The sequence below is a fragment of the Desulfoprunum benzoelyticum genome (assembly GCF_014201505.1).
Classification (GTDB): domain Bacteria; phylum Desulfobacterota; class Desulfobulbia; order Desulfobulbales; family Desulfocapsaceae; genus Desulfoprunum; species Desulfoprunum benzoelyticum.
Genome location: NZ_JACHEO010000001.1, coordinates 524,141 through 536,736, shown reverse-complemented (window position 1 = coordinate 536,736; position 12,596 = coordinate 524,141). Strand labels below are relative to the sequence as shown.

At 50.6% G+C, this 12,596-nt stretch carries 22 protein-coding genes; 13 read left to right on the top strand and 9 right to left on the bottom strand.

What is annotated here, in order from left to right; genetic code table 11:
* Window positions 1-187: 187 nt before the first annotated feature.
* The 4 genes from HNQ81_RS02485 to HNQ81_RS02470 all read left to right on the top strand — a co-directional run bounded on the left by HNQ81_RS02485 (window position 188) and on the right by HNQ81_RS02470 (window position 2,527).
* Window positions 188-493 (top strand): hypothetical protein, encoded by a 306-nt coding sequence (locus HNQ81_RS02485; protein ID WP_183347931.1) that lies wholly within the window; start codon window positions 188-190, stop codon window positions 491-493.
* Window positions 494-896: 403 nt separating this feature from the next.
* Window positions 897-1,253 (top strand): type II toxin-antitoxin system RelE/ParE family toxin, encoded by a 357-nt coding sequence (locus HNQ81_RS02480; RefSeq protein ID WP_183347929.1) that lies wholly within the window; start codon window positions 897-899, stop codon window positions 1,251-1,253.
* Window positions 1,254-1,256: 3 nt separating this feature from the next.
* Entirely contained in the window at window positions 1,257-1,574 is a 318-nt protein-coding gene (locus tag HNQ81_RS02475; protein WP_183347927.1) for an XRE family transcriptional regulator, read from the top strand.
* 662 nt (window positions 1,575-2,236) lie between these two features.
* Complete coding sequence (locus tag HNQ81_RS02470; RefSeq protein WP_183347925.1) at window positions 2,237-2,527, top strand: addiction module antidote protein; 291 nt, start codon at window positions 2,237-2,239, stop codon at window positions 2,525-2,527.
* A gap of 214 nt (window positions 2,528-2,741) precedes the next feature.
* Here the strand turns inward: HNQ81_RS02470 and HNQ81_RS02465 are convergent, their stop codons facing one another.
* Window positions 2,742-3,128 (bottom strand): type II toxin-antitoxin system VapC family toxin, encoded by a 387-nt coding sequence (locus HNQ81_RS02465; RefSeq protein ID WP_183347923.1) that lies wholly within the window; start codon window positions 3,126-3,128, stop codon window positions 2,742-2,744.
* Entirely contained in the window at window positions 3,125-3,331 is a 207-nt protein-coding gene (locus HNQ81_RS02460; protein WP_183347921.1) for an AbrB/MazE/SpoVT family DNA-binding domain-containing protein, read from the bottom strand. Before HNQ81_RS02460 ends, HNQ81_RS02465 begins: the two co-directional genes overlap by 4 nt.
* 241 nt (window positions 3,332-3,572) lie before the next feature.
* Here HNQ81_RS02460 and HNQ81_RS02455 point away from each other — a divergent pair, with 241 nt between their 5' ends.
* The 5 genes from HNQ81_RS02455 to HNQ81_RS02435 all read left to right on the top strand — a co-directional run bounded on the left by HNQ81_RS02455 (window position 3,573) and on the right by HNQ81_RS02435 (window position 5,124).
* Complete coding sequence (locus tag HNQ81_RS02455; RefSeq protein ID WP_183347919.1) at window positions 3,573-3,830, top strand: AbrB/MazE/SpoVT family DNA-binding domain-containing protein; 258 nt, start codon at window positions 3,573-3,575, stop codon at window positions 3,828-3,830.
* Complete coding sequence (locus HNQ81_RS02450) at window positions 3,815-4,144, top strand: type II toxin-antitoxin system PemK/MazF family toxin (RefSeq protein WP_183347917.1); 330 nt, start codon at window positions 3,815-3,817, stop codon at window positions 4,142-4,144. Before HNQ81_RS02455 ends, HNQ81_RS02450 begins: the two co-directional genes overlap by 16 nt.
* Window positions 4,145-4,257: 113 nt before the next feature.
* Complete coding sequence (locus HNQ81_RS02445) at window positions 4,258-4,509, top strand: type II toxin-antitoxin system Phd/YefM family antitoxin (RefSeq protein WP_183347915.1); 252 nt, start codon at window positions 4,258-4,260, stop codon at window positions 4,507-4,509.
* Window positions 4,499-4,783: a type II toxin-antitoxin system RelE family toxin gene (locus HNQ81_RS02440; RefSeq protein ID WP_183347913.1), complete on the top strand. Its 285-nt coding sequence runs from the start codon at window positions 4,499-4,501 to the stop codon at window positions 4,781-4,783. The genes HNQ81_RS02445 and HNQ81_RS02440 overlap by 11 nt, the downstream gene beginning before the upstream one ends.
* Before the next feature lie 11 nt (window positions 4,784-4,794).
* Window positions 4,795-5,124: a type II toxin-antitoxin system HicB family antitoxin gene (locus tag HNQ81_RS02435; protein ID WP_183347912.1), complete on the top strand. Its 330-nt coding sequence runs from the start codon at window positions 4,795-4,797 to the stop codon at window positions 5,122-5,124.
* A gap of 17 nt (window positions 5,125-5,141) precedes the next feature.
* Here the strand turns inward: HNQ81_RS02435 and HNQ81_RS02430 are convergent, their stop codons facing one another.
* The 4 genes from HNQ81_RS02430 to HNQ81_RS02415 all read right to left on the bottom strand — a co-directional run bounded on the left by HNQ81_RS02430 (window position 5,142) and on the right by HNQ81_RS02415 (window position 6,550).
* Complete coding sequence (locus HNQ81_RS02430; RefSeq protein ID WP_183347911.1) at window positions 5,142-5,543, bottom strand: HepT-like ribonuclease domain-containing protein; 402 nt, start codon at window positions 5,541-5,543, stop codon at window positions 5,142-5,144.
* Window positions 5,536-5,826 carry a nucleotidyltransferase family protein gene (locus tag HNQ81_RS02425; RefSeq protein ID WP_183347910.1) on the bottom strand — a complete coding sequence of 97 codons (291 nt, stop codon included), beginning with the start codon at window positions 5,824-5,826 and terminating at the stop codon, window positions 5,536-5,538. Before HNQ81_RS02425 ends, HNQ81_RS02430 begins: the two co-directional genes overlap by 8 nt.
* 179 nt (window positions 5,827-6,005) lie before the next feature.
* Window positions 6,006-6,281, bottom strand: coding sequence for a type II toxin-antitoxin system RelE/ParE family toxin (locus HNQ81_RS02420; RefSeq protein ID WP_183347909.1), 276 nt, complete (start codon window positions 6,279-6,281; stop codon window positions 6,006-6,008).
* A complete protein-coding gene (locus HNQ81_RS02415; RefSeq protein ID WP_183347908.1) occupies window positions 6,281-6,550 on the bottom strand; it encodes a CopG family ribbon-helix-helix protein in 270 nt (89 codons plus the stop codon). The genes HNQ81_RS02420 and HNQ81_RS02415 overlap by 1 nt, the downstream gene beginning before the upstream one ends.
* A gap of 1,095 nt (window positions 6,551-7,645) precedes the next feature.
* Between HNQ81_RS02415 and HNQ81_RS02410 the strand changes: the two genes are divergently transcribed.
* The gene (locus tag HNQ81_RS02410; protein ID WP_205240336.1) at window positions 7,646-7,834 is read left to right on the top strand and encodes a hypothetical protein; all 189 of its coding nucleotides are present in this window, start codon (window positions 7,646-7,648) and stop codon (window positions 7,832-7,834) included.
* A 31-nt stretch (window positions 7,835-7,865) separates the two neighbouring features.
* On the opposite strand, the gene HNQ81_RS02405 is transcribed toward HNQ81_RS02410, so the two are convergent.
* Together HNQ81_RS02405 and HNQ81_RS02400 are read right to left on the bottom strand one after the other, a co-directional pair.
* A complete protein-coding gene (locus tag HNQ81_RS02405) occupies window positions 7,866-8,207 on the bottom strand; it encodes a type II toxin-antitoxin system HicB family antitoxin (protein ID WP_183347907.1) in 342 nt (113 codons plus the stop codon).
* On the bottom strand, window positions 8,204-8,458 hold the full coding sequence (locus tag HNQ81_RS02400) for a type II toxin-antitoxin system HicA family toxin (protein ID WP_183347905.1): 255 nt from the start codon (window positions 8,456-8,458) through the stop codon (window positions 8,204-8,206). Before HNQ81_RS02400 ends, HNQ81_RS02405 begins: the two co-directional genes overlap by 4 nt.
* A 155-nt stretch (window positions 8,459-8,613) precedes the next feature.
* Between HNQ81_RS02400 and HNQ81_RS02395 the strand changes: the two genes are divergently transcribed.
* Complete coding sequence (locus HNQ81_RS02395) at window positions 8,614-10,005, top strand: sigma-54-dependent transcriptional regulator (RefSeq protein WP_183347903.1); 1,392 nt, start codon at window positions 8,614-8,616, stop codon at window positions 10,003-10,005.
* Window positions 10,006-10,046: 41 nt separating this feature from the next.
* Here HNQ81_RS02395 and HNQ81_RS02390 read toward each other — a convergent pair whose 3' ends face one another.
* A complete protein-coding gene (locus tag HNQ81_RS02390) occupies window positions 10,047-11,078 on the bottom strand; it encodes an STAS-like domain-containing protein (RefSeq protein ID WP_183347901.1) in 1,032 nt (343 codons plus the stop codon).
* A gap of 732 nt (window positions 11,079-11,810) precedes the next feature.
* Between HNQ81_RS02390 and HNQ81_RS02385 the strand changes: the two genes are divergently transcribed.
* Window positions 11,811-12,197 (top strand): HEPN domain-containing protein, encoded by a 387-nt coding sequence (locus HNQ81_RS02385; RefSeq protein WP_183347899.1) that lies wholly within the window; start codon window positions 11,811-11,813, stop codon window positions 12,195-12,197.
* Window positions 12,176-12,475, top strand: a complete 300-nt coding sequence (locus HNQ81_RS02380; protein WP_183347897.1) for a nucleotidyltransferase domain-containing protein — start codon at window positions 12,176-12,178, stop codon at window positions 12,473-12,475. The genes HNQ81_RS02385 and HNQ81_RS02380 overlap by 22 nt, the downstream gene beginning before the upstream one ends.
* The last annotated feature ends 121 nt before the right edge of the window (window positions 12,476-12,596 follow it).

Sequence of the window (12,596 nt, the reverse complement as noted above, 5' to 3'; positions counted from 1 at the left end):
TTGGGCGAGCTGGTTCTCGACCCAACAGTTGTTAAACATTATACCCACATGGAGGTTTCTTCCGTTCTTGGGGCTTATGCATTCAAACAGAGTAATTTTATATTAATTTTACTCTGACCCCATTTATCCGCTGACCCCATTTATCCGCGATTACTGGCTGGCGCTGGAAATGACAGGGGGCTTCGACATGACAGCGGGGGAAAAAAGAAATGACAAGGGTGGAGGGAGAAGGCGAAGTGAAGTGCTGGAATCCTTCATGCATGTTGAGGGAGTAAATGAGGGAGTAAGTGAGGGGGTAAATGAGGGAGTAAGCCGCCTCTATCAGGCTGTTAAGCACAATCCGGGAATACGGCTTCCTGAGCTTTCGACTAGGCTGAACGTCCCTGTGAAGACCCTTGAGCGCTGGGTTAAACAATTACGCAGTGAGAAAAAGGTCGTGTTTCGAGGGGCTGCGAAAACGGGCGGCTACTATGTCGTTGACGGTGAAAGGTGATGCATGCAAAAAGTGAAGATTTGAAAAATATGAAGGTAATGACCGTGGTCGGGACCCGGCCCGAGATCATCCGCCTCGACCTTCCCCCGCTGTCATCTCGACCTTCCCTCGCTGTCATCTCGACCTTCCCCCCCTGTCATCTCGACCTTCCCCCCCCTGTCATCTCGACCTTCCCCCCCTGTCATCTCGACCGCAAGGGAGAGATCTCCGCAGGACCAGATCTCAGCGGAACAACAAGATTTCTCGCTTCGCTTCGAAATGACAGCGGGGGTGTAGGCTTGACCTTTGCCCTACCGGGAATCATGAGATTTCTCGCTTCGCTTCGAAATGACAGCAGGGGTGGGTCGCGATGGCAGGTTGATCATAGCTTGACAGCTATATAGCATGATGGTTATGTTGAGACATGAAATGGGAAATCGAATACACTGACGAATTTGAACGATGGTGGAATACTCTTTCCGAAGCCGAGCAGGAATCAATCGCTGTGTCTGTAGGTCTTCTTGAAATTTTGGGGCCAAATCTGCCTCGACCGCATTCGGATTCCGTCAAAGGTTCCCGTTTCAAGAATATGAAAGAATTGCGCACCCAGCATGCAGGCAGACCCTATCGAACTTTATATGCCTTTGACCCCAGGAGGACAGCTATCCTTCTCATCGGGGGAAACAAGACCGGCGATGATGGATGGTATCAAAAGCATGTCCCACTGGCTGACAAGTTGTATGAGCAACACCTGATAGAACTGGAAGAAGAGGAGGGCTGAGAAATGGCAAAATCATTCAATACCCTGAAAAGCAAGTTGTCTGAGGCAAGCCGGGTACGCATTGAAAAGCGGGTGGAAGCTGCATTGGAGGAAATGCCGCTGGCCGAGCTACGGCAGGCTCGCAAATTCACCCAACAGCAGATTGCGGAAACGTTGAATATCAAACAGGCATCGGTATCCAAGATGGAAAGTCAGGCCGATATGTATATTTCCACCCTCCGCAGGTATGTGGAAGCCATGGGGGGAGAACTGGAAATAGTCGCTAAATTCCCTGAAGGGAGCGTGAAGGTCGAGAATTTCCAGGGTTTGGAGGTGGTGTAGGCCCTTTTTGCGCGACTGCTGCACAGGGAAAAGAGGGGGACAAGTAATGCCTTATCATCACAGACTATACCTCAATCCCACGCTTCCAGAACCATACAATGCCATGATACAGTGGGTCAAAGCAGACATGTTTGCGACGGTATCGTTTAAACGCCTCAACCTCCCATTTATACGAAAAGATGGCGGAGGCAAAAGAGAATACGATATGAGAGTTATAGACAGTGTTGATTTGCTTAAAATCAGGGAATGTATGCTTCACGCCCTTGGCTTATCATACTTGACGACTCACCTCCAAGATGTTACATTATAAATGTTCCCGCTCTGCGACGGCATCGGGCTTAAGTCCACTCAGGTGGCCACTATACTCAGGAGATTGCAATCCCGGTATAGTGTCTGTAATTAAAAGGGCTTCATACTGAAAATCAGTGTGAAGCCCTTTTTCATTGAAGCTGCGAGAACAAAAATCAAAAAATATCGCACTCCAGTCGCATCTGTCAGACCCGGCTATCTCAAACAGGCCTGGTAATCATCCCCCGCATGAAAAAATCAGACTTCTCGCTTCGCTTCGACAGAACGGGGTGTCATCTCGAATTTCGTCCTATCGGGAACAACGCGATATTGAACAGGCGAAAATCATTGCCAAAGACTGGAGAGATTAAGATATGGCTGAGAAATTCACCAGGTATGATACCGCCGAATATCTGAAAACCGACACGGATATGGCGGCTTATCTTGATGCCTGTCTGGAAGAAGCGGGGGATGACCCGGCTTTTATCGCGCATGCGTTGGGAGTGATTGCACGGGCCCGCGGGATGTCGCAACTGGCACGCGATACCGGCCTGGCACGGGAGAATTTGTACAAGGCGCTTTCATCGGATGGAAACCCCGAATTCGGAACGATTCTGAAGGTGATCAGGGCTCTTGGCTTGAAGCTCCACGTTCGATCGGCATAAAACGAGACTGGTTGTACTGGAAACTGAGGACAGCATGGGCGGAGCTGCGCAGCCATCCGACCAAACCCAGATGTCGATTCGGACATAATGTCAAATTATGTCGGAAACGCAATAACAGAAATATACGTCGGAATCGACATCGGAAATGACAGGGGGGAAACGCAGGCTGAAGTCGTCCCCGGATTGACCGGCTTTATCCGGGCCACCCGTCCCCTTAGACGGAACGGTTTGTTTTTTCAATATATTGTACGTTTTCAAGCCCTTTGAAATGTGCATCCTGGGTCCAGACAAGAGCTCCATGGGCTCGTGCCGTGGCCAGGATGACACTGTCGGCGAGGGGAAGTTTCCATAGGCTGCCGATCTTCGCGGCGTTGAGAGCAATGTCCGCATCCAAAGGCACGACCTGCCCCTGGTGCATGACGGCGGCAACCTGGAGCGCGGCTTCTTCACCGCGTTGCGACAGCACACGCTTACATACCTCGAGGATGCAGATGGTTGGGACAATGAGCGTTCCATTGTCCTCTATGACAGGGGCGTAAAAGTCGGCGAGAGGGCTATCGGCAAAGTATTCGAGCCAGCCACAGGAATCGACGAGGTTCATACCCGGTCTGGCTCCCTGTCCACGCTGGTATCGATCCCCTTGAGGAACCCGCGAAAATGCTGTGGTTTTTTGAGCGGGATGAGTTCGATCCGGTCTGCATAGCGGAGCACCTGAATCCTGGCTCCGGGTTGAATGTTCATGGCCTCCCTCAGGTTACGCGGGATAACGATCTGGAACTTGGGAGAAACAGTGACTTCGTTCATGGCAGCCTCCTTCGATAAGGGTTCTATCTTATTATAGCGCAATCGATCCGACCGGACAAGGGAGGGGCCGCTGTCATCTCGACCGCCAGGGAGAGCCTGCCATGAAAGACGAGATTTCTCGCTGTCGTTTCGAAATGACAGGGGGGCGGGATATGACAGCGGAAGAAGTCGTTGATATTTCTCTCGGATGTTCATACAATGTAATTACATTATCCATTTGATCCCGATCCGGGAGGTCAACATGAAAGCATCGATAATCAGAATCGGCAATTCACAGGGATTGCGGATACCAAAATCAATACTTGACCAGTGCGGATTTGAAGGCGAGGTTGAACTGATCGTCAAAGATCATGATCTCATCGTCAGGTCAACAAAGACACCACGCGCCGGTTGGGATGAAGCATTCAAAAAAATGGCTGAAAATGGCGATGATGAACTGTTCGAAACAGATTCACCGATTTCGACCAGGTGGGATGAGGAAGAATGGGAATGGAAGTAAAACGTTTCGATGTCTTCTTGATCAACCTTGACCCAACCATAGGGCACGAAATAAAAAAATCACGCCCATGTGTGGTGATCTCTCCGGACCAAATGAATCACCATATTGCAACTGTCATCGTTGCCCCGATGACAACCACGATCCGCAATTACCCTACCAGGGTGAACTGTGTCTTCCAGACTACGAAAGGACAGGTCGTCCTGGATCAAATCCGTACAGTTCATAAAGCTCGGCTGATGAAAAAATTGGGACAAGTTCAAAAGCGGACTCAGGAAAACATTCTTTCCATCTTGCGGGAGATGTTTGCGGCGTAGTCCATGGCCTCCTTCGGGTTACGCGGGATCGCGATCTGGACCTTGCTTCAAGCGAAAATGAGACCTATAATAGGTATGTAATTGTGGTCTAAATAAAATACATGGGTGTGGTCATGGAATCGATATTGGCGAATTTCTCGGTAAGCATCTCGGAATTAAAGAAAAATCCTTCTGCCCTGATTGAGCAGTCCGGCGGTGATCCCATTGCCATCCTCAATCATAACAGGCCGACGGCGTATCTGGTCCCGGCGGAGACCTACGAGGCGTTGCTTGAACAAATCGAGAATTATCAATTAGGGGTAATTGTCAACGAACGTCAGCATGAGAAAGATTCCGCCATAGAAGTGTCTTTGGATGAGCTATAAATTAAAGTTTCTGCCGACGGCGCTGAAGGAATGGAACAAACTGGACAGGGCTATCCAGTCTCAATTCAAGAAAAAATTGCGGGAACGGCTGGAGTTTCCACATGGGCCCGGGAGTCAGCTTTCAGGTTTTAAAAACCATTACAAGATCAAGCTCAGGGCGAGTGGGTACCGGCTCGTTTATGAAGTCATCGATGCAGAAATCTGTGTCCTGGTGATTGCAATCGGCAAAAGAGACAAAAACATGGTGTATAAAAAGGCCGATGACAGAAAGTAGTGTGGGGTAAAATGCCGCTAAAAAATGATCATTATACGTATCGAGTTACCTGGTCGGTCGAAGACGATGAATATGTCGGATTATGTGCCGAATTTCCGAGCTTGAGCTGGCTTGCGGAAACACCGGAATCTGCCCTGGAAGGTATACGAGAGCTCGTTGCCGATGTAATAAAGGATATGCAAGACAATGGAGAAGAAGTTCCCCAAGCCATAGCCGGTAAAAAGTACAGCGGCAAATTTGTGGTCAGGGTTCTACCTGAAGTCCACCGGAATTTAGCAATCCAGGCCGCCGAGGCGGGGGTCAGCTTAAACCGCCTCGTCAGTTCTCGTCTCAGCCGGTAGGAAAGAGCAGGGTAGATCTATTGTTGCTCCAAAAATAAACCTGTCTCCTTTTCCTGATCGTTTCGAATAATTTTTATCGTTTGAAGGAGTTGCGGAATTTTATCTCGGCAGGTATGAAAAACAGCTTCAGCATTGATATCGGCATAATGATGGGTAAGGATATCACGCATTCCTTTCGCCTTTTTCCAATCGACTTGAGGATAATTACGAAGTAGATCGCCACCCGTGATCTTATCCAGATTTTTTAACGATTCGCCAATGACTATCAGCATCATACAGATGGCGTCCAGTTTATCAACCCCGGCAGTGCCTTCGACGAAATCAGATGCCTGGCGAATTGATGCGAAACGAACGATAATCTTGTCCGCCGCCTCCTCAATCTGTCTCAGAATCTCCAGTGCCAATTCCTTGTCATACATACACAGCCTCTCGATCAATTCTTTTCTTTAAAAAAGGATTCATGGTATCACGATAGGCAACAATATCGATCGAGCGATGAAACGTCTCTTCCAAATCATATTTCAATCCTGCAAGAAGAAAGAGATCCTGCTTCTGAAGGCGAACCACAATATCCACATCGCTTTCATTGTCATAATCTCCTCGAGCGACGGAACCGAAAACACCGATATCGAGTATCCCGTACTGCTTTGAAAATCTTTTTTTATAAACACGCAATCCTTCAAGTATTTCTTTCTGCTCCATAGCCGCCTCAAGATGTCAAAGGGATATACATCTGTCTCTTGTTATGCTTAGAACATATTTTCTCGCTTCGCTTTGACCCACATTTCGACCTTCTCCCGCCCTCATCTTGACCTTTCTCTGTGGTTGGCAACAACGGTGAAACATCGAAATTGGCGTCGAGGACGCACGTTGGGAATGCATTACCGTTCTTCCCTTGTGTGCCACAGGCGTAACACATAGATGGTCTCGTTCTGAATCTCATATCGGATTTCATACTGGCCCACGAGTATCCGCCGTACTTCTCTCGGCTCGAACTCGAACAATTGCTCGCCGATGCGTGGATTGGTCGGCAATTGGGCCGGCGCCCTGGTCAGCGACTGCACCGTACAAGCGGCAGCCGTCTTGTTTAAAGGGGCCAGGAACTCGTACAACCGTGCCAGGTCGGACAGGCCCTTGCTCGCCCACTTCAAATCCATCAGCGTGGTACCGGCAACGGTTCGTCACTGCTCAGACTATCCGCCCAGGCCTGCACAGTCTGATGGTCAATCACATGGCCTGCGTCAACATCAGCCAGGGCCTCTCGGGTCAACCGAGTGCGTTCTTCCTCCTGTTCAATCCAGGCTGACAATGCCTGCTTCATGATCCAGCCGCGTGAGCGCTCAAGTCGTGCAGCTATCTGGTCAACTTTTTCAGCCAACGAGACAGGTACGTGGGCGGTTACTACACGGGTATCGGTTTTTGCCATGGTTACATCTCCTTGTGCTCAGGTCGCTGTCGATGCTGGGTTGTCAGTAATTGAATCAATTTTAATCATAGTGATTAACATTTTGGGCGTCAAGAAAATCGTCAACGTGGAGTAGGTCCTGACCTTTCTCGACCTGCCCCCGCTGTCCTGTCAACCTCCTCCGCTGTCATCTTGGTCTATCCTATCACTGTCATCTCGACTTGCCCCCGCTGTCATCTCGACCTGCCCCCGCTGTCATCTCGACCGCCAGGGAGAGATCTTAAACCGGCCAGGTTGAAGGCTCACCGCCATGAAAAGACAAGATTTCTCGCTTCGCTTCGAAATGACGGCGGGGGCTGGATGGTGGCCTTCGCCCTACCGGGAACGTCAAGCACTTTCATCTCGACCTACCCCTGCTTTCATCTCGACCTATCTCCGCTGTCATCTTGGTCTATCCTCTCACTGTCATCTCGACTTGCCCCCGCTGTCATCTCGACCGCCAGGGAGAGATCTTAAACCGGCCATGGTTGAGGGCACACCGCCATGAAAAGACAAGATTTCTCGCTTCGCTTCGAAATGACGGCGGGGGCTGGATGGTGGCCTTCGCCCTATCGGGAACGTCAAGCACTTTCATCTCGACCTACCCCTGCTTTCATCTCGACCTACCTCCGCTGTCATCTCGACCTACCCCGTTGTCATCTCGACCTACCCCCGCTGTCATCTCGACCTGCCCCCACTGTCATCTCGACCGCCAGGGAGAGATCTTAAACCGGCCAGGTTGAAGGCTCACCGCCATGAAAAGACAAGATTTCTCGCTTCGCGTCGAAATGACGGCGGGGGCGGGATGGTGGCCTTCGCCCTGCCGGGAAAGACAAGATTTCTCGCTTCGCGTCGAAATGACGGCGGGGGCGGGATGGTGGCCTTCGCCCTACCGGGAAGGATGAGCTTCATCGTCGGTACTCGATATCACAAGGCAAGCAGACGTTCATTTTCCAACAAGCCCTGATTATAATGAAATCTTGAGGAATCGAATGTGATAAGGTGAGTTACGTTAAGCTGGACAGGGTCGGCTGTCTGCTCATGGATATGCAAGCCACATGGGAGGAAGGATCAAAGTTGAAAGAATTACTGAAGCAGGCCATCATCGAAGTTATTGAGGAAAAAAGGGAAACGGTCCAGGATATACTCATGGAGGTGATGGAAGATGCTGCCTTGATGCGGGCAATACAGGAAGGCGAAAACTCGAGCGAAGCCGACAGAGAAGAAATTTTTGGGATACTCCGAGGCGACGAAAGTCATGGGTGAACGTTGAATTTACCACGATTACCTCCGGATCTCACACCTGTCGTGGATGGAGCGAGCCGGCAAGTATATCGGCAACCCACTTGTTGATGCTTTTTCCGGATTTAAGGGCCTCGGCCACTATCCGGCTATGAAGTTCAGGGTCAAGCCGAACAAGAAACTTTCCCGAGCATGGTTTGTTCGGTTCCCGGCCCGCCTTTGCACAACTTTCCAGATAGAAATCAACCGCCTCGCCGAACGCCTTCTTCAATTCCGTAACTGATTCTCCGTGAAAACCAACGGTGTCACGGATGCCGATGATATTCCCGAAGAAGATATTGTCGTCCGGATCGAATTCGATCTTTGCGGTATATCCCTTGTAACTCATGGTATTCATGGTTGTACTCCTGCTCTGCTCAAAAATTCCATGGCATGTCGCACCTGATACCGCTTGGCCTCTTTGCCCGGATGCGGCCGGTGAAAGTCGGCTTTTTCGTCATGTATGATGAACGAGACACGCGAACCATCACCCTCAATCATTTCTGCACCAAGGGCCAGAAACAAGGCTTCTATTCTGCGCCATTCAATATTCCCCGGAACAGGCAGTGAAAAGATAGCTTCCAGCGTCTTCCTGTGTCTACTGTTCATGGTTAAATAGTATCAATCTATAGTATCATTGTCAACGAGGGAATCCCTTTCTGCATTGCCACAATCCCTCGTAGACAGCTGAACGGCAACAACATTTTGCGTTTGTCAGCCAGCTTTTGGTAGCGAATTCCGATGATACGTGGTCCAAAGATGACATGAATACCATCGAATTCCCTCATACCCTGCTGATCGTCGATGACGAGGAGAACATGCGCCACATGCTGCAGGCGCTGGTCGGGCGCCACGGCTATGCGGTGGAGACGGCGGCCGACGGGACCCAGGCCCTGCAGTTGCTGGCCGGGCGCCATTTCGATTTCATCCTCTGCGATGTGCGGATGCCGGTGATGGACGGGATCGCCTTTCTCGCCGCCGCCCGCGACCACCTCGAGCGGACGACGGTCATCATGATGTCGGCCTACGGCAGCATCGACACCGCCATCGAGGCGATGAAGGCCGGCGCCTACGACTTCATCTCCAAGCCGTTCAAGGCCGACGAGGTCATCATGGCCCTGCGCAAGGCAGAGGAGCGCGAGGCCCTGCGTCAGGAGAACCAGCAGTTGCGGCGGGAGATCGAGGCGATGCGCGGGCAGGGCGGCTTTGCCCGGATCATCACCGCCAACCCCGAAATGCAGGCGGTGCTGAAACTGGCGGCCAAGGCCGCCCGCTATGATTCGACCGTGCTGATCACCGGCGAGTCGGGCACCGGCAAGGAGCTGGTGGCCCGCGGCATCCATGATGCCAGCCCGCGTCGCGACCAGCCGTTCATCGCCATCAACTGCGGCGGCATCCCCGAGAACCTGCTCGAAAGCGAGCTGTTCGGCTACCTTAAGGGGGCGTTTACCGGCGCCGATCGCAGCCACCGGGGGCTGTTCGAGGAGGCCGAGGGCGGCACCCTGCTCCTCGACGAGATCGGCGAGCTGCCGCTGTCGCTGCAGGTCAAGCTGTTGCGCGTCCTCCAGGAACGGGAGATCCGGCCGCTGGGGGCGAGCGCCTGCCGCAGGATCGATGTCCGCATCCTCGCCGCCACCGCCCGCGACCTGGCGGCGGAGGTGCAGCAGGGGCGGTTCCGCGAGGATCTCTACTTCCGCCTCAACGTCATCCAGATCGTGCTCCCGCCGCTGCGCCGACGGCGATCCGACATCCCGCTGCTGTGCCGCCATTTCCTCGAAAAAGTGCGGATCGACATGGACATCGAAATCACCAGGGTCATGCCGGAGGTCATGGAGCTGTTCGATCGCTACGACTGGCCGGGCAACGTCCGCGAACTGGAGAACATCATCCACCGCGGGGCGGTGATCGCCGACGACCGGACGATCCGGGTCGAACACCTGCCCCCGTATATGCGGGATCTGCGGCCACCGGCCACATGCCTCGACGATCTCCCCGGCTTCTCGTTGAAGCAGGCCCAGGAGGCCATCGAGGCAAAACTCATCGCCGGCGCCCTGCACGAAACCGGCGGCAACCGGGTCCAGGCCGCGAAACTGCTGGAGATCAGCTACCCGTCGCTGCTGTCGAAGATCAAGAAGTACGGGATCGAGCTGGGGTAGGGGCGGTTTGCCGAATGAGAGCTGCCTGGTGAATATATGGCTTAATCTCCACTCCGCAAAGCTCGAATTATCATGTCTTCAACGGAACGATTCGCTCTTATAAAATAAATCTGAATATCAGGATGTTGATTTTTAAAGACTCTGAAAACTTCGTCGGCAAAGGCCTGGCCAATTTGATCAACATTTTCAAAATCGAAGATAACAATTTTAAATCTATCAATTCTCGCCAGCAGTCTCTTTGCCTGCGAGCGCGAGACAAGGCTTTCGTTTCCATACCTGGCCAAAGAAACCGGGACTACGGTTTTGTCAAAGCCATAATCATTGCCACCAGCATATTCATCAAAAATGGCTTTACTTTTTCTGGAAGAGTTGTTGGACAACTTCATAAAAACAGTAGTCCCTTCGGTTGGTGATTTGCTTTCAATGATCCAATCTTCCGGCTTGTTGTATTCATGGCTGAAATAGACGCCTCCAGAAAGAATAGCGTATTCATCAAACATTCTTGAAGAAAAAAATATTCCTTCTCCGGTATGATGGTCAGGGTCCGTCGTCAGCTTCCCTTTGGAAAGCTCAAGAACAGCATGCCGCTCATCATGTAAATTGAGTAGTTGTTGTATCCTCCTGAAAATGCCCACACCGTTGTCGGTTATGACTATTTCAGAAAACGAAGGGTATTTTTTAATGTTTATTACTACGTGGCTCCCCTGAGAATGATCTATCGCATTATTGAGCATCTCGGTAAAGCCATAATTCCATATTTCAATAATATTATCTGGAAGAGGTCCAAGTTCTGGTTTTACATCATCGCGCCACACTCTGTCTTCTTCAAGACCATGTAATTTGAAACTTATCGTATCTTCAATCAGTGGATGGAGCTTATAGCTTATATTTCTTGTCTTACCCTCGGTCGTAATCGATTTTTGAGATATCAGTTTTTTCAAATGGGCATTAACCGCCTGACGGGAGATGCTGAAAGTTTCAGAAGTCAACGTCACAATATCATTCGGATGGCTGTCGACGTTTTCAATAATGAATTGCCGTATCATTTCCCCTCGATTTCTGACTCCCGGCATAACACCCTCCTATTGTCAATATTATTCGATGATATTGTAAATGTTATAAGCGGCTTTGTCAATGATATTTTGGCAAATGACTAATATATATATTATAATTGCAGTGGGTGAGCAGATTGGGCAACGGCGCCGGTGCACCGAGCCGGACGATTTCATGCAGCGACCATCACCCGGAATGAAGGGCACCCTCGGCAATACGAGATTTCTCGCTTCGCTTCGAATATGACAGCGGGGGCGGGATCTCGGCCTTCGCCCTTGCGGGAACAACAAGCACTGTCATCCCGACCTGCCCCCGCTGTCATCTCGACTTTCCCCCGCTGTCATCCTGACCTTCCCCCGCTGTCATCCCGACCTTCCCCCGCTGTCATCTCGAATTTTCCCTTCTGTCATCTCGACCGGAGGGAGAGATCTCAAACAGGCCAGGCAGTCATCCCCAGCAGGGAATTACGGTGATTTTTCGCCGGTTTTCGGTATTTCCTCCAGGAAGGCATCCGCATGGCGACAATCGCGGAGCGATGTTACCTAATCGTCCCGTTCCAAGTCCTCGATACGCAAATTGCAGTAGAGTTTCACCGGGTTGGCAAAGAAAATCCGGCTGCGTTGTGTTTCCAAGCCGTATTTGCTATAATTGAGTCTGCTCAGAATCAAGCAATTACAGCCGGATTTTCCCGATAAACCCGATATCTGCCGATACTTCAGCATAAAACCTGGTACGAGTGACTATCAGCAACTATGAATAGCAAGGTTACATATTGGGTTGATTTATCGGAATATGATATTGTTACAGCCGAAGCAATGTTGGAAAGCAAGCGATACCTATATGTCGGCTTTATGGCCCATCAAGCGATCGAAAAAATCCTCAAAGCATATTTCGTCCACATATCAGGAGAAACAGCTCCATACTCTCATAGTCTCTCATTTTTAGCCAAGCGGTCTGATCTTTATCAATATTTTTCAGAAGAGCAGCAGGAATTTATCGATCTGCTCGAACCAATGAATATCGAGGCTCGTTACCCGATTAACAAAAAGAAACTGCTGGATGGCTTAACAGAAGAAAGGTGTGCCTCAATTCTGGATAAAGCGAAGGAATTACGAGAATGGATATTGCTGAAGTTGTAGAGAAACTTAGGAGATACAAGCAACTCCTCAGAAAGCAAATCAAATTTGATCAACTTGTTTTATTCGGCTCCTATGCAAAGGGCACCGCCCATGCCGATAGCGATATGGATGTAGCCGTAATAGTTGATGAACTTAAAGCTGACTATTTCGTCACCCGTCCTCTGTTATGGAAAATCCGGAGAGAGATCGATGACAGGATTGAGCCTATACTTTTGGAGAAAAACTCCGATGACAGTGGGTTTATAGCGGAGATTATGAAGCACGGAATAATCATCTGATTTATCTTCGGCCATTTTTTCAACATTTCCTGTCCTGTCATCTCGACTTTTCCCCGATGCCATCGCCAATTTCCCCGGATGGTATCTCGACCTTCCCCCGATGCCATCGAGACCTTTCACC